This is a genomic window from Streptomyces sp. NPDC051211, assembly GCF_040689505.1.
Taxonomy (GTDB): domain Bacteria; phylum Actinomycetota; class Actinomycetes; order Streptomycetales; family Streptomycetaceae; genus Streptomyces.
Genome location: NZ_JBFBAV010000007.1, coordinates 116,420 through 142,894, shown reverse-complemented (window position 1 = coordinate 142,894; position 26,475 = coordinate 116,420). Strand labels below are relative to the sequence as shown.

21 protein-coding genes are annotated in these 26,475 nt (G+C 69.7%); 12 read left to right on the top strand and 9 right to left on the bottom strand.

Translation table 11 applies throughout. The features are described 5' to 3' along the window. Positions 1-96 precede the first annotated feature (96 nt). Both AB0447_RS10235 and AB0447_RS10230 read left to right on the top strand, forming a co-directional pair. Complete coding sequence (locus AB0447_RS10235) at positions 97-1,215, top strand: peptidoglycan bridge formation glycyltransferase FemA/FemB family protein (RefSeq protein ID WP_366476123.1); 1,119 nt, start codon at positions 97-99, stop codon at positions 1,213-1,215. 52 nt (positions 1,216-1,267) lie between these two features. Then, positions 1,268-2,299 carry an alanine racemase gene (locus AB0447_RS10230; RefSeq protein ID WP_366476122.1) on the top strand — a complete coding sequence of 344 codons (1,032 nt, stop codon included), beginning with the start codon at positions 1,268-1,270 and terminating at the stop codon, positions 2,297-2,299. On the opposite strand, the gene AB0447_RS10225 is transcribed toward AB0447_RS10230, so the two are convergent. After that, positions 2,286-3,743 carry a glycosyltransferase 87 family protein gene (locus AB0447_RS10225; protein ID WP_366476121.1) on the bottom strand — a complete coding sequence of 486 codons (1,458 nt, stop codon included), beginning with the start codon at positions 3,741-3,743 and terminating at the stop codon, positions 2,286-2,288. The two genes, AB0447_RS10230 and AB0447_RS10225, sit on opposite strands and share 14 nt — an antisense overlap. A gap of 23 nt (positions 3,744-3,766) precedes the next feature. Continuing rightward, on the bottom strand, positions 3,767-6,388 hold the full coding sequence (locus AB0447_RS10220; RefSeq protein ID WP_366476120.1) for a transglycosylase domain-containing protein: 2,622 nt from the start codon (positions 6,386-6,388) through the stop codon (positions 3,767-3,769). Positions 6,389-6,600: 212 nt separating this feature from the next. On the opposite strand from AB0447_RS10220, the gene AB0447_RS10215 reads away from it, so the two are divergent. The 3 genes from AB0447_RS10215 (at position 6,601) to AB0447_RS10205 (ending at position 9,703) form a co-directional block, all read left to right on the top strand. Then, the gene (locus AB0447_RS10215) at positions 6,601-7,203 is read left to right on the top strand and encodes a helix-turn-helix transcriptional regulator (protein ID WP_366476119.1); all 603 of its coding nucleotides are present in this window, start codon (positions 6,601-6,603) and stop codon (positions 7,201-7,203) included. 49 nt (positions 7,204-7,252) lie between these two features. After that, a complete protein-coding gene (locus AB0447_RS10210; protein ID WP_366476118.1) occupies positions 7,253-8,335 on the top strand; it encodes an inositol-3-phosphate synthase in 1,083 nt (360 codons plus the stop codon). A 99-nt stretch (positions 8,336-8,434) separates the two neighbouring features. Further along, the gene (locus tag AB0447_RS10205; protein ID WP_366476117.1) at positions 8,435-9,703 is read left to right on the top strand and encodes an MFS transporter; all 1,269 of its coding nucleotides are present in this window, start codon (positions 8,435-8,437) and stop codon (positions 9,701-9,703) included. Between the two features lie 61 nt (positions 9,704-9,764). Here AB0447_RS10205 and AB0447_RS10200 read toward each other — a convergent pair whose 3' ends face one another. Next, positions 9,765-11,231, bottom strand: coding sequence for a CCA tRNA nucleotidyltransferase (locus AB0447_RS10200; protein ID WP_366476116.1), 1,467 nt, complete (start codon positions 11,229-11,231; stop codon positions 9,765-9,767). A gap of 185 nt (positions 11,232-11,416) precedes the next feature. On the opposite strand from AB0447_RS10200, the gene AB0447_RS10195 reads away from it, so the two are divergent. The 7 genes from AB0447_RS10195 (at position 11,417) to trxA (ending at position 20,870) form a co-directional block, all read left to right on the top strand. Then, the gene (locus AB0447_RS10195) at positions 11,417-13,699 is read left to right on the top strand and encodes a DUF6049 family protein (RefSeq protein WP_366476115.1); all 2,283 of its coding nucleotides are present in this window, start codon (positions 11,417-11,419) and stop codon (positions 13,697-13,699) included. 46 nt (positions 13,700-13,745) lie between these two features. Beyond that, on the top strand, positions 13,746-15,920 hold the full coding sequence (murJ, locus tag AB0447_RS10190; protein WP_366476114.1) for a murein biosynthesis integral membrane protein MurJ: 2,175 nt from the start codon (positions 13,746-13,748) through the stop codon (positions 15,918-15,920). Positions 15,921-16,037: 117 nt separating this feature from the next. After that, a complete protein-coding gene (locus tag AB0447_RS10185; RefSeq protein ID WP_366476113.1) occupies positions 16,038-17,756 on the top strand; it encodes a protein kinase family protein in 1,719 nt (572 codons plus the stop codon). Positions 17,757-17,781: 25 nt separating this feature from the next. After that, positions 17,782-18,471 (top strand): RNA polymerase sigma factor SigM, encoded by a 690-nt coding sequence (sigM, locus tag AB0447_RS10180; RefSeq protein ID WP_366476112.1) that lies wholly within the window; start codon positions 17,782-17,784, stop codon positions 18,469-18,471. Then, positions 18,468-19,391, top strand: coding sequence for a hypothetical protein (locus AB0447_RS10175; protein ID WP_366476111.1), 924 nt, complete (start codon positions 18,468-18,470; stop codon positions 19,389-19,391). The genes sigM and AB0447_RS10175 overlap by 4 nt, the downstream gene beginning before the upstream one ends. Positions 19,392-19,516: 125 nt before the next feature. Continuing rightward, the gene (trxB, locus tag AB0447_RS10170; RefSeq protein WP_366476110.1) at positions 19,517-20,476 is read left to right on the top strand and encodes a thioredoxin-disulfide reductase; all 960 of its coding nucleotides are present in this window, start codon (positions 19,517-19,519) and stop codon (positions 20,474-20,476) included. A 55-nt stretch (positions 20,477-20,531) separates the two neighbouring features. Beyond that, entirely contained in the window at positions 20,532-20,870 is a 339-nt protein-coding gene (gene trxA / locus AB0447_RS10165) for a thioredoxin (RefSeq protein ID WP_366476109.1), read from the top strand. Positions 20,871-20,959: 89 nt separating this feature from the next. Here the strand turns inward: trxA and AB0447_RS10160 are convergent, their stop codons facing one another. The 6 genes from AB0447_RS10160 to yidC all read right to left on the bottom strand — a co-directional run bounded on the left by AB0447_RS10160 (position 20,960) and on the right by yidC (position 26,473). Next, positions 20,960-21,577, bottom strand: a complete 618-nt coding sequence (locus AB0447_RS10160; RefSeq protein WP_366476108.1) for a GNAT family N-acetyltransferase — start codon at positions 21,575-21,577, stop codon at positions 20,960-20,962. 74 nt (positions 21,578-21,651) lie between these two features. After that, positions 21,652-22,725, bottom strand: coding sequence for a ParB/RepB/Spo0J family partition protein (locus AB0447_RS10155; protein ID WP_366476107.1), 1,074 nt, complete (start codon positions 22,723-22,725; stop codon positions 21,652-21,654). Next, positions 22,722-23,765, bottom strand: coding sequence for a ParA family protein (locus AB0447_RS10150; protein ID WP_366476221.1), 1,044 nt, complete (start codon positions 23,763-23,765; stop codon positions 22,722-22,724). Before AB0447_RS10150 ends, AB0447_RS10155 begins: the two co-directional genes overlap by 4 nt. A 243-nt stretch (positions 23,766-24,008) precedes the next feature. Next, entirely contained in the window at positions 24,009-24,728 is a 720-nt protein-coding gene (gene rsmG, locus AB0447_RS10145; protein WP_366476106.1) for a 16S rRNA (guanine(527)-N(7))-methyltransferase RsmG, read from the bottom strand. A gap of 96 nt (positions 24,729-24,824) precedes the next feature. Next, positions 24,825-25,340: a R3H domain-containing nucleic acid-binding protein gene (locus AB0447_RS10140; RefSeq protein ID WP_366476105.1), complete on the bottom strand. Its 516-nt coding sequence runs from the start codon at positions 25,338-25,340 to the stop codon at positions 24,825-24,827. A gap of 29 nt (positions 25,341-25,369) precedes the next feature. After that, a complete protein-coding gene (gene yidC / locus AB0447_RS10135) occupies positions 25,370-26,473 on the bottom strand; it encodes a membrane protein insertase YidC (RefSeq protein WP_366476104.1) in 1,104 nt (367 codons plus the stop codon). Positions 26,474-26,475: the final 2 nt, after the last annotated feature.

Below are 26,475 nucleotides of genomic sequence, written 5' to 3'. Positions count from 1 at the left end.
CGCGGCAGGGCGCCGCTTGTCCCCCGGATGGGTGGCGCCCTTGTCACAGTAGGCTTCGCGGCATACCCAGCGAAGCCGCCGGAGGAGACGCCCCGCATGAGCCTGTCCCTGAGGACCATCAGCCGAGAGCAGCATCTGGCATATCTCCAGAGCCTGCCCTCGGCGAGCCACTGCCAGGTCCCGGCGTGGGCCGACGTGAAGAACGAGTGGCGGTCGGAGAACCTCGGCTGGTTCGACAAGTCCGGCGAACTCGTCGGCGCCGCCCTGGTTCTGTACCGGCAGCTGCCCAAGGTGAAGCGGTACCTGGCGTACCTCCCCGAGGGCCCGGTCATCAACTGGTACGCCCCGAACCTGGAGGAGTGGCTCCAGCCGATGCTGGCGCACCTCAAGCAGCAGGGTGCGTTCACCGTGAAGATGGGCCCGCCCGTCGTCATCCGGCGCTGGAACTCCGCCGCCATCAAGGCCGGCATCCAGGACCCGGAGGTCAAGCGGCTGCGTGACGTGGAGGCCTCGCACATCGAGCCCCGCGCCTTCGAGGTGTCCGACAAGCTCCGCCGGATGGGCTGGCAGCAGGGCGAAGACGGCGGCGCCGGCTTCGGCGACGTCCAGCCGCGCTACGTGTTCCAGGTGCCCCTGGCCAACCGCTCCCTGGACGACGTGCTCAAGGGCTTCAACCAGCTCTGGCGCCGCAACATCAAGAAGGCCGAGAAGGCCGGCGTCGAGGTGGTCCAGGGCGGCTACGAGGACCTGCCGACCTGGCAGCACCTGTACGAGATCACGGCCGAGCGCGACAAGTTCCGCCCGCGCCCGCTCAGCTACTTCCAGCGCCAGTGGACGGCCCTCAACTCCGAGGATCCCAACCGGATGCGGCTGTACATCGCCAAGCACGAGGGGGAGCCGCTGGCCGCCGCCACGATGCTCACCGTCGGCCAGCACGTCTGGTACTCGTACGGGGCCTCGGCCAACCACAAGCGCGAGGTGCGGCCCTCGAACGCGATGCAGTGGCGGATGCTGCGGGACTCGTACGCGCTCGGCGCGAGCGTCTACGACCTGCGCGGCATCAGTGACACGCTGGACGAGAACGACCACCTGTTCGGCCTGATCCAGTTCAAGGTCGGCACCGGCGGCGAGGCCGTCGAGTACGTCGGCGAGTGGGACTTCCCGCTCAACAAGCTGCTGCACAAGGCGCTCGACATCTACATGTCCCGCCGCTGACCAGGCAGTTACCCCCTCCCCCGCAGTTTTCGAGAAAGGTTCCGGACGGGCCATGGCGCTCACGCTCTACGTCGACACCGCGCGCTGGCGTGCGCACCAGAAGCAGGTGCTGGACCAGTTCCCGGGGCTGATCCCGGTCTGCAAGGGCAACGGCTACGGCTTCGGTCACGACCGGCTGGCGGAGGAAGCGACCCGGCTCGGCACGGACATCCTGGCGGTCGGCACCACCTACGAGGCTGCCCGGATCAAGGACATGTTCAGCGGTGACCTGCTGGTCCTGACCCCGTTCCGGCGGGGCGAGGAGCCGGTGCCGCTGCCCGACCGGGTGATCCGCTCGGTGTCCTCGGTGGACGGGGTCCGCGGTCTGGTCGGTGCCCGCGTGGTCATCGAATGCATGAGCTCGATGAAGCGGCACGGGGTCTCCGAGCAGGATCTGGGCCAGCTGGCCGCGGCGATCGAGGACGTGCGGCTGGAGGGCTTCGCCCTGCACCTGCCCCTGGACCGGCCGGACGGCTCGGATGCCGTGGAAGAGGTCATCGGCTGGATGGACCGGCTGCGCGCCGCCCGGCTGCCGCTGCACACCATGTTCGTCAGCCATCTGCGGGCCGAAGAGCTGATCCGGCTGCAGCAGCAGTTCCCGCAGACCCGGTTCCGGGCCCGGATCGGCACCCGGCTGTGGCTGGGCGACCACGAGGCGACCGAGTACAAGGGCGCGGTCCTGGACGTCACCCGGGTGGCCAAGGGCGACCGGTTCGGCTACCGGCAGCAGAAGGCCGCTTCGGACGGCTGGCTGGTCGTGGTGGCGGGCGGAACCTCGCACGGCGTGGGCCTGGAGGCGCCGAAGGCCCTGCACGGCGTGATGCCGCGGGCCAAGGGCGTGGCCCGGGCGGGCCTGGCGACCGTCAACCGGAACCTTTCGCCCTTCGTGTGGGCGGGCAAGCAGCGCTGGTTCGCCGAGCCCCCGCACATGCAGGTGTCGATCCTGTTCGTGCCCTCCGACGCCACCGAGCCGAAGGTGGGCGACGAGCTGGTGGCGCACCTGCGGCACACCACCACCCAGTTCGACCGGGTCATCGACCGCTGACGCCCCAGTCGACCCGCTGTCCTTCCGAGGGCGCCGCCTGCTGCGGCGCCCTCGCGGCGTCTCCGAGGACGAACACGTCCGGGGCGCCGTCGAGGACCCCGCCGGAGGGGTCGTCCGAGCCGTCCCGGCGGACCGGGTCCTTCTCGGGCCGCAGGACGTCGCGTACCACCATCACGCACAGGTAGAGGGTGCCCAGGAGGTGGGCGGCGATCGCCAGCTGGTAGCCCTCCACGGGCAGGCCCTGGTGCTTGTCCCCGCTGGTGGTGTAGGCGAGGTACATCCAGATGCCGAGGAAGTACGCGACCTCGCCGGCCTGCCAGATCAGGATGTCGCGCCAGCGGGGCCGGGCGAGCGCGGCCAGCGGGATCAGCCAGAGCACGTACTGCGGCGAGTACACCTTGTTCGTCAGGATGAAGACGGCGACCACCAGGAAGGCCAGCTGCGCGAACCGCGGGCGGCGGGGGGCGGTCAGGGCGAGCAGGCCGATGGCCGCGCACAGCAGCAGGGTCAGCCCGGTGGCGTAGGTGTTGGCGCCGTCGAGGGGGTTCCCGGAGCGCTGGGAGATCAGCAGCCACACCGAGCCGAAGTCGATGGGGCGTTCCTGGCTGAAGGTGTAGAACTTCGTCCAGCCCTCCCAGGCCCAGATCATCACGGGCAGGTTGACCAGCAGCCAGGAGCCGGCCGCTCCCAGCGCGGCCTGGCCGAAGGCCCGCCAGGTCCCGGCTCGCCAGCACAGCACGAACAGCGGGCCGAGCAGCAGGACGGGGTAGAGCTTTGCGGCGGTGGCGAGCCCGATGAGGATGCCGAAGGCCAGGGCCCGGCCGCGGGACCACATGAGCATCGCGGCGGCGGTCAGGGCGATGGCCAGCAGGTCCCAGTTGATGGTCGCGGTGAGCGCGAAGGCCGGCGCGAGAGCGAAGAGCAGGGCGTCCCAGGGCCGGCGGCGGTGGGTGCGGGCCACGCAGACGGCGATGACGGCGGTGCAGGCCATCAGCAGGCCGGCGTTGACCATCCAGTAGATCTGCTCGCGGTGCTGCATGGAGCCGCTGCCGGGGGTCAGCCAGGAGGCGACCTCCATGAACAGTCCGGTGAGGACCGGGTACTCGAGGTACTGCATGTCCCCGGGGAGCCGGTCGAAGTACGGCGTGAGGTTGTCGGCGAAGCCGCGTACGACGTACAGGTGCGGGATGTCGGAGTAGCAGGCGTGGGTGTACTGGGAGCTCGCCCCCTTGAACCACGCCCAGTTGTAGCAGGGCAGCTTCTGCACCATGCCGAGGGCGAACATGCCCAGGGCCACGAGGACCACGACCCGTACCGGATTCAGCCAGTGGCCGCCGAACAGGGCGTGGCGGCCGAGCGGGCCGCCGATGATCTGGCTGCCTGCGGCGGCGACCTCGTCCTGCCGGGTGGGCGGTACGGGGTGGTCCTCGTGCACCTTGGTCATGCGTTCATCCTGCCCCACCGGGGTCAGCCGGTGTCCTCATCACCGGTGCTGCCCCAGATGGTGCTGCCGTCGGTGGTCCCGCTGGTGGTTCCGCCCGGACGGCCCGGTTTGGTGGAGGACCGGCTGGGGGAGGGGGTGCTTCCGGTGGGCCCGCCGTCGCTGCCGCCGTCGGACTGGCCGCCGGTGTCGTTACCGGAGGTGGTTCCGGCGTCGGTGTTGCAGTCCCACTGCCACGGCTTGCAGGAGGGCTTGCCGCCCTTCGACGGGGAGGGGGAGGGAGACGGGCTGGGGTCCGCCTTCTTCGACTCCGACGGGGAGGGGGAGGGGGACGGGGTCGGGCTGGGGGAGGGAGCTCCCTTGGAGTCGGCGGTCACGCCGATCTCCTCGGCCTCGGGGAACTTCTTCTCCGGGACCCCCTTCAGCGCGACCTTCATGTAGTCCGTCCAGATCTCGGTCGGGATGTCACCACCGTGGATGGAGTCCACGCCGCCGGTGCCGTTCATCGACTCGAGCGTCTTGACCTTGGCATTGGGGTCGGTGCGGAAGAGGGTGACCGCGGTGGAGAGCTCCGGGGTGTAGCCGACGAACCAGGCCGACTTGTTCTTGTCGGTGGTTCCGGTCTTGCCGGCGGCCGGCCGGCCGAGCTTCTTGGCCTTGGTGCCGGTGCCGTTCTGCACCACGTTCTCGAGGACCTTGGTGACGTTGTCGGCGACGGCGCTGTCCATCGCCCGCTCGCCCTTCGGTGCGGCGAAGCCGTCCAGTTCCGTGCCGTCCTTGAGCACCTTGATCACCGAGAACGGCTCGTGGTGGGTTCCGGAGGCGGCGAAGGTGGCGTAGGAGTCGGCCATCCGGATCGCGCTGGGGGTGGAGGTACCGAGCGCGAAGGAGGCGTCGTTGTTCGGGTTCATCGACTCGTCCATGATGCCGGTGGCCCTGGCCACCTTGCGCACCTTGTCGTGGCCGACGTCGAAGACGAGCTGGGCGAACGGCACGTTGATGGACTTCTCCATCGACTCGTTCAGGTCCACGTAGCCGTACGGGAAGGTGCTCTCGTTCTTCTGCCGGAAGGGCTTGCCCTTCGAGTCCCGCAGCGGCTTGCCCTCCCGGTTGTTGATCACCGTGAGGTCGTTGGCCTGGTACTTGCTGTCGACGGAGATGCCCTCGCCGTCGGAGTTCTGGGTGCCGTACTCCATGGCGGCCGCCAGGACGTAGGGCTTCCAGGTCGAGCCGACCGGGACACCGGTGGTGTTGGCGTTGTTGTTGAAGTACTTCTGGTCCCAGCCGGGTCCGCCGTAGAGCGCGACGATGGCGCCGGTCTTCACGTCCACGGAGGCGGCGCCGAACTGCACGTTGGTGTCGTACTGGGGCCGCTTGACCGGGTCGAGGAAGTCCTTGCGGGTATCGTCGACGGCCTTGCTGAGGGCATCCACCTTCGGTTTCTGGAAGGTGGTGTAGATCCGGTAGCCGCCCAGCGCCATCTGGTCGGCGGTGAGCTTCTTGGTCTTCATCACGTACTGCTTGGCCGTCTCGACCAGGTAGCCGGTCTGGCCGGTCAGCGCGCGGGCCTGCTCGGAGTCGACCAGCTTGGGGAAGCCGGCCGCCTTGTGCTGGTCCCGCTCCTGCGGGCTCATCCGGCCGACCTCGACCTCGCGGTCGAGCACCCAGTTCCAGCGCTTCACGGCCCGTTCGGTGTTCGCCTCCGGGGTGGCGGCGCTGCCGATGCCGCCGTCCGGGTTGTAGAGGTTGGGTCCCTTGAGGACCTGGGCCAGGAAGGCGCTCTCGGACGGGGTGAGCTTGTCGCAGTCCTTGCCGAAGTAGGCGCGGGAGGCGGCCTGGATGCCGTACGCGTCGCGGCCGTAGTAGGCGGTGTTCAGGTAGCCCGCGAGGACGGTGTCCTTCTCCTCGCTGACACCGAGCTTTATCGAGATGAAGAGCTCGGTCACCTTTCGCTTGAGCGTCTGCTCGGAAGTGAGGAAGGTGTTCTTGACGTACTGCTGGGTGATGGTCGAGCCGCCCTGGGTGGAGCCGCCGGTGGCCATGTTGTACACGGCCCGGGCGACACCCATGGGGTCCACGCCCTTGTCGGTCTCGAAGGACTCGTTCTCCGCCGCGATCACTGCGTTCCGCATCGACTTCGGGATCTTGTCGATGGTGACGATCTGCCGGTTGGTGGAGCCTCCGGTGGCCGCCATCTGGGTGTTGTCGGCCCAGTAGTAGACGTTGTTCTGCGCCTGGGCCGCCTTGTGGGGGTCGGGCGTGCCGACCATCGCGATGCCGATACCGGCGCCCGCCGTCACGATCGCGAAGAATCCCAGGGCCGTACCGCCGACCAGCTTCCAGGACGGCATGAAGCGCTTCCAGCCGTCCTTGTCGGACCGCGGGTAGTTGATGAACCGCTTGTCCGGCGGGCCGCCGCCCGTGCCCCTGCCGCGGCCGGTGCCGCGCTGGGCGGCCCGGCGGGCCTCGGCACGGCTGCCGTAGGCGGTCTGCCCGCCGTACGGATCCCCGTACGGGCCGCTGGGCGAGGCGGTCGGGACATCGCGTCCGGGCATGGCGCTACGGCCGGCGCCGCGCTGGCCGGCCCGGCGGGACGCTGCGCGGCCGCCGCCCTGAGGCTGCGGCGGTTTGCGGCGGTGCTCGCTCATGGCCCACAGACTACGCACGCTCAAAACCCATCCAGTGCCAAAGTTCACCCCAAATCCGGCAACTTGCCTCCTGCAAATCAGTGATGTGACACCGGTCACCATGCCCCCCCTTGTCGCAGGAGGCCGCCCGTTCTATCGTCTGGATGTATCGAGTCGATACATCGGCCCGACATGACATACGGGACTCCGCCGTGGGGGAAGGGGGCTGACAGGTGAGTCGACGCTCAGGCATCCTCGAATTCGCAGTCCTCGGCCTGCTCCGCGAATCCCCCATGCACGGGTACGAACTCCGCAAGCGGCTCAACACCTCACTGGGGGTGTTCCGGGCCTTCAGCTACGGGACGCTCTATCCCTGCCTCAAGACGCTGGTCGCCAACGGCTGGTTGATCGAGGAACCGGGGAACGCCCCGGAGGATGCCCTCGCCGCTTCACTCGCAGGGCGGCGGGCCAAGATCGTCTACCGGTTGACGGCGGCGGGCAAGGAGCACTTCGAGGAGCTCCTCTCCCACACCGGACCGGAGACGTGGGAGGACGAGTCCTTCGCCGCCCGCTTCGCCTTCTTCGGCCAGACCGAACGGGAAGTCCGGATGCGCGTCCTGGAGGGACGCCGCAGCCGGCTCGAGGAGCGCCTGGAGAAGATGCGCGCCTCGCTCGCCCGTACCCGGGAGCGTCTCGACGACTACACGCTGGAGCTTCAGCGGCACGGCATGGAGTCCGTGGAGCGCGAAGTTCGCTGGCTGAACGAGCTCATCGAGAGTGAGCGGGCGGGACGGGACCAGAGACGTCCCGGTCCGTCCGACGAAACCGCAACATGAGGTCCTGCACTCGCAGGCCTCGTCCGAGAACAAACAGGGAGCAACCGGAATGGGTTCGGTTCGCGTAGCCATCGTCGGCGTGGGCAACTGCGCCGCCTCGCTGGTGCAGGGCGTCGAGTACTACAAGGACGCCGACCCGGCGGCCAAGGTCCCCGGTCTGATGCACGTCCAGTTCGGCGACTACCACGTGCGTGACATCGAGTTCGTCGCCGCGTTCGACGTCGACGCGAAGAAGGTCGGCCTCGACCTTTCGGACGCCATCGGCGCCAGCGAGAACAACACCATCAAGATCTGCGACGTCCCGAACAAGGGCGTGACCGTGCAGCGCGGCCACACCCTCGACGGCCTGGGCAAGTACTACCGCCTGACCATCGAGGAGTCCGCCGAGGCTCCGGTCGACGTGGTCCAGATCCTCAAGGACCGCCAGGTCGACGTCCTGATCTGCTACCTGCCCGTCGGTTCCGAGGACGCTGCGAAGTTCTACGCGCAGTGCGCCATCGACGCCAAGGTCGCGTTCGTCAACGCCCTCCCGGTCTTCATCGCCGGCACCAAGGAGTGGGCGGACAAGTTCACCGAGGCCGGTGTCCCGATCGTCGGCGACGACATCAAGTCGCAGGTCGGCGCCACCATCACGCACCGCGTGATGGCCAAGCTGTTCGAGGACCGCGGTGTCCGTCTTGAGCGCACCATGCAGCTCAACGTGGGCGGCAACATGGACTTCAAGAACATGCTGGAGCGCGACCGCCTGGAGTCGAAGAAGATCTCCAAGACCCAGGCCGTCACCTCGCAGATCCCCGACCGCGAGCTCGGCGAGAAGAACGTCCACATCGGCCCGTCCGACTACGTCGCGTGGCTCGACGACCGCAAGTGGGCCTACGTCCGCCTCGAGGGCCGCGCCTTCGGCGACGTCCCGCTGAACCTCGAGTACAAGCTCGAGGTCTGGGACTCCCCGAACTCGGCCGGTGTCATCATCGACGCCCTGCGCGCCGCGAAGATCGCCAAGGACCGCGGCATCGGCGGCCCGATCCTGTCGGCGTCCAGCTACTTCATGAAGTCCCCGCCGGTCCAGTACTTCGACGACGAGGCCCTGGCCAACGTCGAGAAGTTCATCAAGGGCGAGGTCGAGCGCTAAGCACGACGGACAAGGCGCGCCGAGCGTTCGCCTTCTCTTCCACGGAGGGTCCCCGGGCAATCTGCCCGGGGACCCTCCGCGTGTGTGACCCTTGCCCTCATGCCTGTCGTACGGGATCTGCGCGTGCTGCTGCGCCTGAGGAACTTCCGGAAGTTGCTCGCCGTACGACTGCTGTCCCAGGCGGCCGACGGCGTCTACCAGGTGGCCCTCGCCACCTATGTGGTGTTCTCCCCCGAGAAGCAGACCTCGCCGACGGCCATCGCCTCGGCCATGGCGGTCCTCCTGCTGCCCTACTCGGCGATCGGCCCCTTCGCCGGAGTCCTGCTGGACCGGTGGCGCCGCCGCCAGGTCTTCCTCTACGGCAATCTGCTCCGGGCCGTCCTGGCCTGCGGCACCGGCGTGCTCATCGTCGCGCAGGTGCCAGACTGGCTCTTCTACGCCTCCGCGCTGTCGGTCACCGCCGTCAACCGGTTCGTCCTGGCGGGGCTGTCCGCCTCCCTGCCCCGGGTGGTCGGCCGGCACCAGCTGGTCACGGCGAACGCCCTGTCGCCCACCGCCGGCACCCTGGCCGCGGCCGCCGGCGGGGGTCTGGCCGTCCTGGTCCGGCTGCTGGCCGCCGATTCCAATGCCGTGGTGGTCCTGCTGGGCGCCGTCCTCTACCTGTGCGCTGCCCTGGCCTCACTGCGGCTGGCCGTCTCCCTGCTCGGGCCGGACCGGGACCCCGAGCCCCGGTACCCGTCGGTGGCCGAGGGGGTCGCACTGACCCTGCGGGGCATGGGCGCGGGACTCCGGCACCTGGGCGAGCGCCGGGAAGCGGCTCAGGCGCTCGTGGCGATGGCCCTGATGCGGTTCTGCTACGGGGCGCTGACGGTGATGCTGCTGATGCTCTGCCGGTACGCCTGGTCGGAGCGCGAGTCGGATGGCCTGGCCCTGCTGGGGCTGGCCGTAGGGGTTTCCGCGGCCGGGTTCTTCGCGGCTGCCGCGGTCACGCCGTGGATGGTGGGCCGGCTGGGGACCCGGGGCTGGATCACGGCATGCGCCGGCTGCTCCGCGGTGCTGGTGCCGGCCTTGGGGCTGTTCTTCGCGCCCGGCCCGATGCTGGCCGCCGCCTTCGTGCTGGGCCTGGCCACCCAGGGAGCCAAGATCGCCACCGACACGGAGGTCCAGTCCCGTATCGACGACGGGTTCCGCGGCCGGGTCTTCTCCGTCTACGACGTGCTCTTCAACGTCGCCTTCGTCAGTGCCGCGGCAGCCGCAGCGCTGATCCTCCCGGCCGACGGGAAGTCCGGGACGCTGATCGTGTGCGTGGCCGTGGTGTACGCCTCGATCGCTGTAGGGCTGGCACGGCACGGGCGACGTTTCACGTGAAACATCGCCCGCCGCCGTGCCGCGCTGCCCGATGTTTCACGTGAAACATCGCCTCACCGGCTCAGCCCTGTGCGGCCCACCACTCCTTGAGGGCGGTGACGGCGGCATCCCGTCCCATCGGCCCGTTCTCCAGGCGCAGCTCGAGCAGGAAGGCGTAGGCCTTGCCGATCACGGGGCCCGGGCCGACGCCGAGGACCTGCATGATCTCGTTGCCGTCCAGGTCGGGCCGGATCGCGTCCAACTCCTCCTGCTCCTGCAGCTGGGCGATCCGGTCCTCAAGACCGTCGTAAGCCCGGGAGAGGGCGCCGGCCTTGCGCTTGTTGCGGGTGGTGCAGTCGGAGCGGGTCAGCTTGTGCAGCCGGCTCAGCAGCGGGCCCGCGTCGCGTACGTAGCGCCGCACCGCGGAGTCGGTCCACTCGCCGGTGCCGTAGCCGTGGAAGCGCAGGTGCAGCTCGACCAGCCGGGAGACGTCCTTGATCATCTCGTTGGAGTACTTCAGCGCGGTCATCCGCTTCCGGGTCATCTTCGCGCCCACCACCTCGTGGTGGTGGAAGGAGACCCGGCCGTCGACCTCGAACCGGCGGGTGCGCGGCTTGCCGATGTCGTGCAGCAGCGCGGCCAGCCGCAGCACCAGGTCGGGGCCGTCCTCCTCCAGGTCGATCGCCTGCTCCAGCACGATCAGCGAGTGGTCGTAGACGTCCTTGTGCCGGTGGTGCTCATCGCTCTCCAGCCGCAGCGCGGGCAGCTCGGGCAGCACCCGGTCGGCCAGCCCGCTGTCCACGAGCAAGCCGAGGCCCTTGCGGGGGTGTGCGGAGAGCAGCAGCTTGTTCAGTTCCGTCTGGATCCGCTCGGCCGAGACGATCTCGATCCGGTCGTACATGGACTCCATGGCCGCGACGACATCGGGAGCCACCTCGAAGTCGAGCTGCGCGGCGAACCGGGCAGCCCTCATCATGCGCAGCGGGTCGTCGGAGAAGGAGTCCTCCGGGGTGCCGGGGGTCCGCAGGATCCGCGCCGCCAGGTCCTCCAGACCGCCGTGCGGGTCGATGAACTCCTTCTCCGGGAGAGCCAGGGCCATCGCGTTGACCGTGAAGTCGCGGCGGACCAGGTCTTCCTCGATGGAGTGGCCGTAGGACACCTCGGGCTTGCGCGAGGTCCGGTCGTACGCCTCCGACCGGTAGGTGGTCACCTCGATCTGGAAGCTCCGGTCGGTGTCGCCGACCCGTGCCTCCTTCTGGCAGCCGACGGTGCCGAAGGCGATGCCGACGTCCCATACGGAGTCCGCCCAGGGCCGGACGATCTTCAGGACGTCGTCGGGGCGGGCATCGGTGGTGAAGTCCAGGTCGTTGCCGAGGCGCCCGAGCAGCGCGTCACGGACGGAGCCGCCGACCAGGGCCAGGCGGAATCCCGCCTCCTGGAACCGGCGTCCGAGCTCGTCGGCGACGGGGGCGACCCGCAGCAGTTCGTTCACCGCGCGGTGCTGCACCTGACTCAGGGTGCTGGAGTTGTCTTCATTGGCGTTCGGCACAACAGAAAAGGGTACGTGCCCCGCCCGCGGGGAGCTTCCCCGTTTATGGGCACCCCGCGCCCGCACCCCGGTCCGGCGGCCCCGATCATGTGGAGCAGTGCGCGGCACTCACGCACAGCGGGCCTCGTTACCATGCGTGGACGCACAGACGACGACCACTGACACCGAGGGACGGGCGAGCGCGCGTGGCCGATGCGGCAGACACGGGAGACTTCACCGGACCGGCCCCCGCTCCTGCCCGGCGCCGCTGGCTGCGGCGCGCGGTCGTCCTGCTCGCGGGGACACCCGTGCTGGCCGGTCTGGTCTACGCTCCGGCGCCCGAGGCCGGGGCGGCCGAGAACGGCAACGGCACCGTGGACGTGCAGCTGCTGTCGCTGGCTCCCGCCGCTCCGATGAAGGGCGACACCCTCACGATCACCGGCACCGTGACGAACACGGGGACCGAAACGATCACGGATGCCCATGTGGGCCTGCGGGTGGGTCCGACGTCGAACAGCCGGGACGCCATCGACGAGGTCTCCGAGCGGACCCGCTTCCGGCCCGCTGCCGACCCCGGTGAGATCGACAGCGCCTATGCGGTCAAGATCGCCTCGCTGCCCTCCAAGGTCGGCCAGGAGTTCACCCTGAAGGTTCCGGTCAACAAGCTGGAACTGGACAAGGACGGGGTCTACCAGCTCGGCGTCTCGCTATCCGGAGAGACCGAGAGCCGTCCCGTCGAGCAGGTCCTCGGCATCGGGCGGACCTTCCTGCCCTGGCAGCCGGAGGCCGCCGCCAAGCGCTCCCACCTCACCTACCTGTGGCCGCTGATCTCCACCACGCACCTGACCGCCGAGACCCTGGCCGACGAGACCCAGACCCCGGTGTTCCTGGACGACGACCTGGCCAAGGAACTTGCTCCCGAGGGCCGCCTGGGACAGATGGTCTCCCTGGGCCGCGAGCTCCCCATCACCTGGGTCATCGACCCCGACCTGCTGTACACGGTCGACGCGATGACCAAGGGCTACCGGGTGCGCACCCCGGGAGGGAAGCCCGTCCAGGGCAAGAACAAGGCCGTCGCCGAGCAGTGGCTGAACTCCCTCGAGGCGGCCGTGCAGGGCAAGAAGGTGGTCGCGCTGCCCTTCGCCGACCCCGACATCGCCTCCCTCGCCCACCGCGGGAAGGACGTCTCGGGCAGTCTGGGCCAGCTGCGGCCGGCCACCGACAAGGCGGCGCAGGCGGTCGAGACCGTCCTGCACATCACCCCGTCCACCGATTTCTCCTGGCCCCTAGAAGGGGCCATCGACCCGGCGATCGTCAACGTGGCCACCTCGGCCGGCGCCCACAACGTGCTGACCCGCAGTGACAGCCTCCAGGAGACCGGCGGCCTCGGCTACGCACCCTCGGCCGCCCGCCCCATCGGAGCCGGCACCACCGCCGTGGTCGCCGACGCCCGGCTGTCCACCGCCTTCCAGGGCGACATGCTGTCCGCCGGGAGCTCCACGCTCGCGGTGCAGGAGTTCCTCGCCCAGAGCCTGGCCCTGAACCTCCAGCCCACCGACGTCCAGCGCAGCTTCGTGGTGGCCCCGCAGCGGATGCCCACGGCCAGCCAGGCGCAGACGATGGCCGCCGCGCTGCGCGGCCTGCAGGCCGGCCGCTGGACCATGCCCCTGGACCTGGAGGCGGCGGCCAAGGCCACACCGGACCCCGGTGCCACCACCCAGGTTCCCGGCGCCGGCCAGTACCCGGAGGCCCTGCGCAAGACGGAACTCCCGCAGGCGGCGTTCGAGAAGATCCGCACCACGCAGAACACCCTGGACCACTTCAAGGTGATCCTGAGCGCTCCCGACCGGGTCACCATCCCGTTCGGGAACACCATCAACCGGGAGATGTCCACGTCCTGGCGCGGCCGCCCCCAGGAGGCCCGCCAGTACCGGGACGAGGTCCAGCAGTACCTCATCGGGCTCACCGACAAGGTCCGGCTGATCCCCAAGTCCGACGCCACGCTCTCCGGGCACAGCGCCACCATCCCGGTCTCCGTGCAGAACGGCCTGGTGCAGGACGTACAGGGCCTCGTCCTGCGGCTGAGGTCCACCAACCCCACGCGCCTGATGTTCGAGGGGAAGGACGGCGAGGTCCAGCAGGAGGTGGCCGTCCAGGGCGGGCACAGCCAGACCGTGAAGTTCACCGCCAACGCCACCGCGAGCGGCCCCGTCGAGGTCACCGCGCAGCTCTTCACCAAGGAGGGCGTGCCCTACGGCAAGGAACGCAAGTTCACCGTGGAGGCCACCGAGATCACCTCCACCGTGATGCTCGTCATCGCCGGCGGTGTGCTGCTCCTCGTCCTGGCGGGCATCAAGATGTACGCGGCCCGCAAGCGCGTGGCGGCCCGTGCCGCCGCCGAGGAGAGCACGCAGCCGAGTGACGAGAGCGCGGACACCGGACCGCAAAGCAACGGCACGTCCGGCCCGAGTGAGACAGTGGACCGTTGAGCGATGCCGTGGCCGGTCGGCCTGGGGACGATGAGGTGGGGTTTCGATGAACGCGCCGTACGAAGGTGACCGCGCGCAGGGCGCCGGCGGGCCCGCGCCCGCCCAGGGCACTGCGCCGGGCACCCCGGTGCCCGGGCAGGCGACCCCGCCTGCCTCCGTGCCGGACCGCGACCCGTATGTCCAGGACGCCTACGACTACGACCCGTACCGGGCACAGGACCTGTCCGCGCAGGACCCGGTCACCGAGGCCCTCTACGACCGGGCCGCACACCCCCCGCCGCCCCCCGGCACCTACCAGGAACCGGGCCCGCTGTACGCGGCTCCGCCGGCGCCCCCGTACACCCCCGACCCGCGGGTGTGGGCGCAGACCCCGCCGCCCGAGCCGGACGGCCCGTCCCGGCACATGTCGTACGGGGACAACGCCGCCACCACCCAGTTCGTCGGCGTCGACTCGCTGGTCACCACGGCCGCCGAGGAGGAGCCCGAGCCGGACGCCTTCGCCCACCTCTACCGCGACCAGCAGGCCACCCCCCGGACCCCTGCCGAGGAAGCCCCGGTCGCCGCTCCGGCCCCCGCGAAGCCCGCAGGCCGGGCCGCGAGCCTGCTGAAGTCCAGCGCCCTGATGGCCGCCGGCACGATCGTCTCCCGCATCACCGGCTTCCTGCGCACCCTGGTGATCGCCGCCGCGATCGGTGTCGGCACCTTCAACGACACCTACCAGGTCGCCAACACCCTGCCGACGATGATCTACGTGCTGGTCGGCGGCGGTGCCCTCAACGCCGTGTTCATCCCGCAGCTGGTGCGGGCCATGAAGAACGACAGCGACGGGGGAGAGGCCTACGCCAACCGGCTCCTCACCCTGGTGGTCGTCCTGCTGGCCGGCGTCACCACGGTCTGTGTGCTGGCCGCGCCGCTGTTCATCACCATGATGTCGCCGAAGATCGCCTCCGACCCGAAGCAGATGGAGGTGGCCGTCGCCTTCGCCCGCTACTGCCTGCCGACCATGTTCTTCATGGGCATCCACGTGGTCCTCGGCCAGATCCTCAACGCCCGCGGCCGGTTCGGCGCGATGATGTGGACCCCCGTCCTCAACAACATCGTCGTCATCACCACGTTCGGCGCCTTCATCTGGGCCTTCGGCGGGTTCACCACCTCGGGCGTCAACGCCTCCACCGTCACCGCCGACGGCGTGCGCCTGCTGGGCCTGGGCACCCTGCTGGGCCTCACCGTGCAGGCCCTGGCGATGCTGCCCTACCTGCGGGACGCCGGCTTCCGCCCGAAGCTGCGCTTCGACTGGAAGGGCCACGGCCTCGGCAAGGCCGCCCGCCTGGCGAAGTGGACGTTCTTCTTCGTCCTCGCCAACCAGGTCGGGCTCGTCGTCGTCACCCAGCTCGCCACCTGGGCCGGTTCCGTCGCCGAGAAGCAGGGCCACCCCGGCACCGGTATCACCGCCTACAACTACGCGCTGCTGCTGTGGCAGATGCCGCAGGCCATCATCACCGTCTCCGTCATGACGGCCGTCCTGCCCCGCATCTCCCGCTCCGCCCACGACGGGGACGCCGCGGCCGTCCGCGACGACATCTCGTACGGCCTGCGCACCTCGGCCGTCGCGATCGTCCCCTGCGCCTTCGCGTTCCTCGCACTCGGCGTGCCCATGGCCACCCTGCTGTACGCCGGCTCCGGCGCGGGCGCCCAGAACATCGGCTACGTCCTGATGGCCTTCGGCCTGGGCCTCATCCCGTACTCCGTCCAGTACGTCGTCCTGCGCGGCTTCTACGCCTACGAGGACACCCGGACGCCCTTCTACAACACCGTCATCGTGGCCGGCGTCAACGCCGCCGTCTCCGCCGCCGCCTTCTTCGTCCTGCCCGCCCGCTGGGCGGTCGTCGGCATGGCGGCCGCCTACGGCCTCGGCTACACCGTGGGCGTCGGGGTGGCCTGGCGCCGTCTGAAGACCCGGCTGGGCGGCGACCTCGACGGCGCCCACGTCATGCGCACCTACGCCCGCCTGACCGGAGCCTGCATCCCCGCCGCCATCGCCGCCGGTGCCGCCGCCTGGGGCGTCACCCGGTTCCTCGGCAACGGTGTCACCGGATCCCTCGCCGCGCTCGTCGCCGGCGGCATCGCCCTTGCGGCCGTATTCCTCACCGCCGCCAAGCGCATGCGGATCGAAGAGCTCAACGCCATGGTCGGGATGGTGCGCGGACGTCTGGGGCGCTGATGCGCACAACCATCGGCCCCCATCGTGTGTCGTGCATAGCGTCGGACTGTGGGCACAATTGGCGTGGCTTCGCAGACTGGCCGACAGCGTGCAACGGATGGGGAGGCAGGAACGACGGTGGCGGAACGTAGCACGGCTGCCGTCGACGTGGCCGACAACAGCGGCGACGAGCCGCTGGCCGCTCAGGCGGCCAAAGCCACGGCCGACGGGGTGGAACCGCAGGACGCCCGACAAGCCCCGGACCAGCCCATGCCCGAATCGGACGGCGAACGGAAAGCAGCGGCACCCACCGCCGCGCCCGAACTCCACAGCGGCCACAAACTCGCCAGACGCTACCGGCTCGAGGAGTGCGTCACCCGTCTGGACGGATTCAGCAGCTGGCGTGCGATGGACGAGAAGCTGCGCCGCGCGGTGGGCGTGCACCTGCTGCCCGCCGACCACCCGCGGGCCCGCTCGGTCCTGGCCGCCGCCCGCTCCTCGGCCCTGCTCGGCGACCCCCGGTTCGTCCAGGTCCTCGACGCCGTCGAGGAGAACGACCTCGTCTACGTCGTCCACGAATGGCTGCCGGACGCCACCGAGCTGACCGCTTTCCTCGCCACCGGCCCGATGGAGCCCCACGAGGCGTACCAGCTCGTCAGCCAGGTCGCCCAGGCCATGACCGCCGCGCACCGCGAGGGCCTGTCCCATCTGCGCCTCACTCCCGGCGCGATACTGCGGACCTCCACCGGCCAGTACCGCATCCGCGGCCTCGCCGTGAACGCCGCCCTGCGCGGCATCACCAGCGACAGCCCGCAGCGCACCGACACCGAGGCGATCGGCGCACTCCTGTACGCCGCACTCACCCAGCGCTGGCCCTACGAGACCGATGCCTACGGCCTCACCGGCCTGCCCAAGGGCGTCGGCCTGATCCCCCCGGACCAGGTCCGGGCCGGTGTGCACCGCGGCCTGGGTGAGATCGCCATGCGGGCCCTCGCCAACGACGGGGCCACCGCCTCCCGGCAGGAGCCGGCCTTCACCACCCCCGAGGAGCTGTCCAAGGCGGTCACCGCGATGCCCCGCATCCGGCCCCCGGAGCCCGCCTTCACCGCCCCGCCCGAGTACCAGCACACCACCTACCAACAGGGCAGCTACGGAACGCCCCGGCCCGGGGCCGTCACCACGGCCGTCCCGGTGGCTCCCCCGCCGCCCCCGCTGCAGAGCCCTACCGGCAAGGCGCTCAAGTGGGGCGTCGCCGCGCTGCTCATCGCCGCCCTGGGCCTGGGCAGCTGGCAGCTCGCCGACGCCCTGCTGGACCACATCCAGGGCGGCAACAGCACGCAGAACCAGCCCCCGCCCAAGGACGACGAGGCCCCGCCGAAGAAGGACCCCGTCCCGCTCACCATCGAGGACGCCGAGGAGTATTTCCCGGACGGCAACCCGCAGAACCTCGACGGGGTCCGCGCCAGCTATGACAAGGACGAGTCCTCGCACTGGCGGACCAAGAGCTTCAACGACGGCCCCGACCTGCGGGACTACAAGGGCGGCGTCGGCATCGTCTACGACCTCGGCTCCGAGCAGGAGGTCAAGGCCGCCTCGATAGGGCTCAAGTTCACCGGCGACCACACCACCATCACGCTCTATGCGGCGAAGTCGATGTCCAGCTCGAAGCCGGTCAGCTCGATGGACAAGATCGTCACCGGCACCACCTCGGACGGCACCATGAGCCTGACGGCCGAGCAACCGCGCAAGACCCGCTACGTGGTGCTCTGGATGACGGCCGTGCCGAAGGCCGCCAGAACCGAGTTCAGCCAGGCCGGATACAAGCAGGGCATCACCGACGTGAAGTTCTCGGGCTGACCGACAGCAGGGGAGGGGCTCACCGTTGGACGACGCCACACCCGGCGGCGACAGCGACCAGGAACTCCTGGCGCGCCATGTCGCCGGAGACCCCGATGCCTTCGGTGAGCTCGTCCGCCGTCACCGGGACCGGCTCTGGGCTGTCGCCCTGCGCACCCTCGGCGACCGCGAGGAAGCCGCCGATGCCGTCCAGGACGCCCTCGTCTCCGCCTACCGGGCCGCCCACACCTTCCGCGGTGATTCGGCCGTCACGACCTGGCTGCACCGCATCACCGTGAACGCCTGCCTGGACCGGGCCCGCAAGGCCGCCACCCGCCGGACCGCTCCCTTGGACGACACCGAGCGCCTGGAACGGCTTCTGGAGCCCCACGAGTCCGCCGAGGCACCCGCGGAGCGCCAGGACCTCCACCGGCAGCTCCTGGCCGCCCTGGCCACCCTGCCCGCCGATCAGCGGGCCGCCCTCGTCCTGGTCGACATGCAGGGCTACCCCGTCGCCGAAGCCGCCCGGATCCTCGACGTGCCCACCGGCACCGTCAAGAGCCGCTGCGCCCGTGGCCGGGCAAAACTCGTTCCGATGCTCACTCATCTGCGCACGGATCCCGGGGATAACCCCGCCATCGAGCGGGGAAGGAACCGGTCGCAGGGGACTCCCGTCCCACCAGCAGCAGAACCCAGGGACCCGAATGCTGTGAAGGGCGGAGGTGGACGAACGTGAGCCCCACAACCGGCGCGCCCGGAACGATCCGGCACCCGGACGTTTCGGAGATCTCCGACCTCACAGAAGGCCTGCTCTCCCCGTCCCGCTCGGCGGAAGTCCGCCGTCACCTCACCGACTGCGACCTGTGCGCCGACGTACGCACCTCGCTGGAGGAGATCCGCAGCCTGCTCGGCACCCTGCCCGGACCGGCCCGGATGCCCGTGGACGTCGCCGGCCGGATCGACGCGGCCCTCGCCGCCGAAGCCCTCCTCGACCGGACCGCGCCCCCGGCCGCCCGGAAGCAGCCCGAAACCCGGCCGGACGTCCGGCTCCCTGTTTCACGTGAAACATCGCCCGCCGCCCCCACGGGCCCCGCCGGGCACTCCCGTGCCGCCACCGGCCCCGGCCGGAGCCGGGCCCGCCGCCGTATGGCCGCGCTCGGCGCCCTGGCAGGGGCGGCCGCCTGCGTTCTCGGCATCTACCTCTCCGGCGGTTTCCCCTCCGGCGAGGCCGGCCACGACGCGGCCACCAAGCAGGCACCCAGCGCCGCCTCCGACCAGTCGGAACGGGCAGCCGGCTCCTATACGGCCGAGGGACTCCAAGGCCGCGTCCAGCAGCTCCTCGCCGGCGGGGCGGCCGAGCCCGGGGACAAGAGCACCTACATGGACGCCACCAGCCCCCAGCCCGGACTCGTCGCCCCCGAGGGCCGCAGCGCCGACGCGGTACCCCCGTGCGTCCAGGCGGGCACCGGCCGCACGGAGGCGCCGCTCGCCGCCGAACGGGGCACCTTCCAGGGCACGAACGTGTACCTGCTCGTCCTCCCGCACCCCGGCGACCCCGCCCGGGTCGACGCGTACCTCGTCGACACCGCCTGCGAAAGCACCCCGGGAGCAGCACCCGGAAAGACCCTGCTCACGACCAGCTATCCGCGCCGCTGACGCGTTCGGGCGGTCACGGGGACAACCCGGGAATGCACGCGCCGTAGGATCCGTTGGGTGGGGTGAGAGTTCGCACCGGCCCCCCGGTAGGCAGCAGGCAGTCCGTAGAGACGAGGAAAGTACCCGTGAGCGACGTCCGTAACGTGATCATCATCGGCTCCGGGCCGGCCGGTTACACCGCCGCCCTGTACACCGCACGCGCATCGCTCAAGCCCCTGGTCTTCGAGGGCGCCGTCACCGCCGGTGGCGCGCTGATGAACACCACCGAGGTGGAGAACTTCCCCGGCTTCCGTGACGGCATCATGGGCCCGGACCTCATGGACAACATGCGCTCCCAGGCCGAGCGTTTCGGCGCCGAGCTGGTCCCGGACGACGTCATCTCCGTGGACCTCGCCGGCGAGATCAAGACCGTCACCGACACCGCCGGCACGGTCCACCGCGCCAAGGCCGTCATCGTCACCACCGGCTCCCAGCACCGCAAGCTCGGCCTGCCGAACGAGGACGCCCTCTCCGGCCGCGGCGTCTCCTGGTGCGCGACCTGCGACGGGTTCTTCTTCAAGGACCAGGACATCGCCGTCGTCGGCGGCGGCGACACCGCGATGGAGGAGGCCACCTTCCTCTCGCGCTTCGCCAAGTCCGTCACCATCGTCCACCGCCGTGACAGCCTGCGTGCCTCCAAGGCCATGCAGGACCGTGCGTTCGCCGACCCGAAGATCAAGTTCGCCTGGGACAGCGAGGTCGCGGAGATCCACGGCGACAGCAAGCTCGCCGGCCTGACCCTGCGCAACACCAAGACCAGCGAGACCTCCGAGCTGGCCGTCACCGGCCTGTTCATCGCCGTCGGCCACGACCCGCGCACCGAGCTCTTCAAGGGCCAGCTGGACCTCGACGAGGAGGGCTACCTCAAGGTCGACGCCCCCTCGACCCGCACCAACCTCCCGGGTGTGTTCGGCGCCGGTGACGTCGTCGACCACACCTACCGCCAGGCCATCACCGCCGCGGGTACCGGCTGCTCCGCCGCCCTCGACGCCGAGCGGTTCCTGGCTGCGCTGACGGACGCCGAGCAGGCCGCCGCAGCCGTCTGATCCACCCCCCGTTCCACCCTCACACCCCACACCCCGCAGGAAGAAGGAGGCCGCTGTGGCCGGCACCCTGAAGAACGTCACCGACGCAGACTTCGACACCGAGGTTCTGAGCAGCGACAAGCCCGTCCTCGTCGACTTCTGGGCGGCCTGGTGCGGCCCCTGCCGCCAGATCGCCCCGTCGCTGGAGGCCATCGCTGCCGAGTACGGCGACCAGATCGAGATCGTCAAGCTCAACATCGACGAGAACCCGGCCACGGCCGCCAAGTACGGCGTGATGTCCATCCCGACGCTGAACGTCTACCAGAACGGCGAGGTCGCCAAGACCATCGTCGGCGCCAAGCCCAAGGCTGCCATCCTGCGCGACCTCGACAGCTTCATCACGGCCAAGAGCTGACCGCTCGCACCACGGCTCCACGACGGACGGGGCCGCCCCCTTTCACCAAGGGGGCGGCCCCGTCCGCGTACCGGCACGGCCAACGGCGTTCACAGCGGACGCAGCGCCGGTTCCTTCCGAGCCGCACCCAGCAGCCGGTCCAGCGCCAGCTCCACGTCTTCCTTCCACGACAGCGTGGACCGCAGCTCCAGCCGCAGCCTCGGATGAGCAGGATGCGGGCGCACCGTCTTGAAGCCCACCGCCAGCAGGTGGTCCGCCGGCAGCAGACATCCCGGCCGCTCCCAGCGCGCGTCCCCGAAGGCCTCGATGGCCCGGAACCCCCGCCGCAGCAGGTCCTTCGCAACCGTCTGCACCATCACCCGGCCCAGCCCCTGCCCCTGGTACCCCGGCATGATCCACCCCGTGATCAGCTGTACCGCATCGGGGGACACCGGACTGGTCGGGAAGGCCGTGGACCGCGGCACATAGGCCGGCGGTGCGAACAGAACGAACCCCACCGGGACCTCGTCCACGTAGACCACGCGGCCACAGGATCCCCACTCCAGGAGCACAGCGGAGATCCAGGCCTCCTTCTCGAGCTCCGGAGTACCCGCCTTCACCGCCGCCTCGCCGCTGACGGGATCCAGTTCCCAGAACACACAGGACCGACAACGGCTGGGCAGGTCCTGCAGGTTGTCCAGCGTGAGCGGTACCAGCCGACGACCCATGAACACATCGTATAAGGGCAAAGGGCGGGCCGCACCGGTCAGCCACCGGCACGGCCCGCCCTTCCGACGGGGAACTACTCCCCTGCGAGGCCCTGTTCCAACACCCGGCCTTCACCCGGTGCCAGCGTCCCCAGAATCCGCTCCAGATCCTCCATCGAAGCGAATTCGACGGTGATCTTCCCCTTCTTCTGGCCCAGATCGACCTTCACCCGCGTCTCGAAGCGGTCCGACAGCCGCGAGGCCAGCTCGCTCAGCGCCGGCGAGACCCGGGCACCCGCCCGGGGACCCTTCGGCTTCACCATGGCCGACGGCTCCGACGCCATCAGGGTCACGATCTCCTCGACCGCCCGGACCGAGAGCCCCTCGGCCACGATCCGGTGCGCAAGCCGGTCCTGCTCCTCGGTGTCCGCCACCGAGAGCAGCGCCCGTGCATGCCCCGCCGACAGCACACCGGCAGCCACCCGCCGCTGCACCGGGGCCGACAGCTTCAGCAGCCGCAGCGTGTTCGACACCTGCGGACGTGAACGCCCGATGCGGTCCGCCAGCTGGTCATGCGTGCAGTTGAAGTCCCGCAGCAGCTGGTCATAGGCCGCGGCCTCTTCCAGCGGGTTCAGCTGGGCCCGGTGCAGGTTCTCCAGGAGGGCGTCCAGCAGCAGCTTCTCGTCGTCCGTAGCCCGGATGATCGCCGGAATCCGCTCCAGACCGGCTTCCCGGCACGCCCGCCAGCGCCGCTCACCCATGATGAGCTCATAGCGGTCCTGGCCCGACTGCCGCACCACCACCGGCTGGAGCAGCCCCACCTCCTGGATGGAGGTGACCAGTTCCGCCAGCGCGTCCTCGTCGAACACGTCCCGCGGCTGCCGCGGGTTGGGCGTGATCGCGTCCATCGGAAGCTCCGCGAACGTCGCCCCCGCCACCATGTTCGAGGGTGCCGGCTCCGCAACGGGCGGCAACTCCGTTTCACGTGAAACATCGGCCTGCGCCAGCGAAGCCAGCTTCGCCGCCGCGCCGCCGCGCTCCGCCGTCAGTACCGGCACCGCCGCCGGGGAGGTCGAACCCTCCCCCACCGCCGACACGGCCTTCTCCTGCGGCGCCGCGGGGATCAGCGCACCGAGCCCCCGCCCCAGACCCCTACGTCGCTCACTCACTGGATCCCCTCCGCCGTTCTCTGCATGTTGTTCGTGCCCCGCAGCGCAATCTCCCGCGCCGCCTCCAGATAGGAGAGGGAACCACTGGACCCCGGATCGTAGGTCAGAACCGTCTGACCGTAGCTCGGCGCCTCCGAAATGCGCACCGACCTGGGGATGCTCGTCCGGAGCACCTCGTTCCCGAAGTGGCTGCGAACCTCGTCGGCCACCTGCGAGGCCAGGCGCGTCCGTCCGTCGTACATGGTCAGCAGGATCGTCGACACGTGCAGGGTGGGGTTCAGATGCGCCCGCACCAGGTCGACATTGCGCAGCAGCTGACCCAGACCCTCCAGCGCGTAGTACTCGCACTGGATCGGGATCAGCACCTCCGCGCCCGCCACCAGAGCATTGACGGTCAGCAGCCCCAGCGAGGGCGGACAGTCGATGAGGATGTAGTCCAGCGGCTGCTCATAGGCCTGGATGGCCCGCTGAAGCCGGCTCTCGCGGGCCACCAGCGACACCAGCTCGATCTCCGCGCCCGCCAGGTCGATCGTGGCCGGCGCACAGAACAGGCCCTCCACGTCCGGAACGGGCTGGACGACCTCCAGCAGCGGCCGGCTCTCCACGAGAACCTCGTAGATGGACGGCACCTCGGCGTGGTGGTCGATTCCCAGGGCCGTGGACGCGTTGCCCTGCGGATCGAGGTCGATCACCAGCACCCGGGCGCCGTGCAGCGCCAGCGAGGCCGCCAGGTTCACGGTCGTCGTGGTCTTGCCCACGCCGCCCTTCTGGTTGGCGACCACCATGACCCGGGTCTGCTCCGGCCGGGGCAGACCTTCGCCCGCACGGCCCAACGCCTCTACGGCCAATTGGGCGGCACGGCCGATCGGGGTGTCGTTGTCCACCAGGGGCGGAGGCGGTGTTTCACGTGAAACATCCTCGCCCGCCGCTTCGGTACGGGGGCCGGGGACCGGGTCGGCCATCGGCCCCGCGAGGTTGGCGTCTGACCGCACGGATTCACTCTCCTCGACATCAGGCTCGCGATGAACAGAGCCTGCCATGCCTTCGGGGTCGCGAACCAGCGGGGCCGGTACTCCTGTGGATGAATCCACCGTTGTGGACAACGGATCCACCGGATCGGTGGCCCCCGCTTCCTTACGGTGACGAGGGGACGCAGCCGCACGACCGCGGCTGATGATTCCGTGCAGCAGAGAGCGACGTTTCACGTGAAACACGATGCACGGACGGAGTCTTCACCCCGCTACGACACTCCGAAATCCATACCTACTGGGATCAACCGGCCTTCAACGCCGACGGCGAGTCCGACCCGTGCGGGCCGCCTTGGCCCGCTTGGCGGCGAACCGCACTCCGCCAGGACTCTCCCCGACCTCGACCCGGACCAAGGTCGACAGCGGATCCACCACGCCCTCACCGACATGGAGCACTGAGGTCTTCACCACACCGAGCTTCGTCAGCGCCGTCTTGGCCGCCACGAGCTCCTCCTCCGCGGTGTCGCCCTTCAGCGCCAGCATCTCCCCGTAGGGACGCAGCAGCGGAACACCCCAGCCGGCCAGCCGGTCCAGCGGGGCCACCGCACGCGCGGTCACCACATGCACCGGCGGGAGCTTGCCCAGCATCTCCTCGGCCCGGCCCCGCACCACGGTCACGTGGTCCAGGCCCAGCAGCTCCACGACTTCCTGGAGGAAGGTGGTGCGCCGCAGTAGCGGCTCCAACAGGGTGATTTTGAGATCCGGGCGGACCAGGGCCAGCGGAATACCCGGAAGCCCCGCCCCCGAGCCCACATCGCAGACGGTGACTCCCTGGGGCACCGCCTCTGCCAGCACCGCACAGTTCAGCAGGTGGCGCTCCCACAGCCGCGGCACCTCGCGCGGCCCGATCAGGCCCCGCTTCACGCCCGCATCGGCCAACAACTCTGCGTACCGGACGGCTTCCGGGAAATGCTCACCGAATACCGCGCGCGCCTCTTCCGGCGCCGGGGGAAGCTCTGCTGCTGCCTCCGTCACGGGGAACCGTCCTTCCGTACCGCACTGTGATGTACCAGGCTGACAAACTTCGGCCCCGTCTGCGACACAGACGGGGCCGAGCACTCTTGATTCCGGTCAGGCCGGGAGCACAACGACGAAGCGCTGCGGCTCCTCGCCTTCGGACTCGCTCCGCAGACCGGCCGCGGCCACGGCGTCGTGGACGACCTTGCGCTCGAAGGGGGTCATCGGCGCCAGCTTCATCGGCTCGCCGGAGGCCTTCACGTCCGCGGCCGCCTTGGCGCCCAGCGCCGCGAGCTCCTCGCGCTTCTTCGCCCGGAACCCGGCGATGTCCAGCATCAGCCGGCTGCGGTCCCCGGTCTCCCGGTGCACGGCCAGCCGGGTCAGCTCCTGCAGAGCCTCCAGGACCTCGCCGTCACGGCCGACGAGCTTCTGCAGCTCACGGCTGGACGAGTCGCTGATGATCGACACCGCCGCACGGTCGGCCTCGACGTCCATGTCGATGTCGCCGTCCAGGTCGGCGATGTCCAGCAGACCCTCGAGGTAGTCGGCCGCGATCTCACCCTCCTGCTCCAGGCGGGTCAGGGTGTCGCCACCCTCGGCGGCGGCGGCGGAGGTGGTGCCTTCCGTCACGGGATGACTCCTTCTTGCTTCTCGGGGGCTTACTTCTTGGACGAGGGCTTGCCGGGCGTCTGGCGCTGCGACTTCGACTGCCGCTTCGGCTGCTGCCGCTTCGCGGCACCACCGCTCGCCGCATCGGAGTCCACCGTGGCCTCGACGCTCTTGATCACAGTGCCGTCCGCCTGCGCGGCCATGCCCTGCTTCGTCAGCGCGGAGATGAACTTGCGCTCGTTGTCATTGCGGTCCGGGCCCTTGGCCACGATCGCCGCGACGACCTTCTTCTTGCTCCGGCCCTTGACCTCTCCGTGCGAGGTCACCTGCTTCAGCAGCCGGGTCAGGTACTGGTCCTGGGCCTTGCTGCCCGGCGTCGGGTTCTGGTTGATCACGTACATCTGCTGACCCATGGTCCAGACGTTGGTGGTCAGCCAGTAGACGAGGACACCGACGGGGAAGTTGATACCCATGACCGCGAAGATCACCGGGAAGATGTACATCAGCATCTTCTGCTGCTGCATGAACGGCGTCTTGACCGAGAGGTCGACGTTCTTCTGCATCAGCTGACGCTGGGTGTAGAACTGCGACAGCGACATCAGGATGATCATGACCGCGGTCACGATCCGGACGTCCGTGATCGACGCGTTCAGGGAGGCGACCTTCTCGGCGCTGTCCGTGAACTTGGCCGCCAGCGGCGCTCCGAAGATGTGGGCCTGACGGGCGCTGGCCAGGAGCGGCCCGTCGATGACGCCGATCTCCTTGCCGTTGGCGATGCTCGCCAGCACGTGGTAGAGGGCGAAGAAGAACGGGGACTGCGCCAGGATGGGAAGGCACGAGGAGAGCGGGTTGGTACCCGTCTCCTTGTACAGCTTCATCATCTCTTCGGACTGACGCTGCTTGTCGTTCTTGTAGCGCTCCTGGATCGCCTTCATCCGCGGCTGGAGCGCCTGCATGCCCCGCGTCGCCTTGATCTGCTTCACGAAGAGCGGGATCAGGCAGATACGGATGATGATCACCAGGGACACGATGGACAGGCCCCAGGCCCACCCACTGTCCGCCCCGAAGACTGCACCGTACAGCGAGTGGAACTGGACGATGATCCACGAGACGGGGTAGGTGATAAAGCTGAACAGACTGGCAATCGTGTCCACTA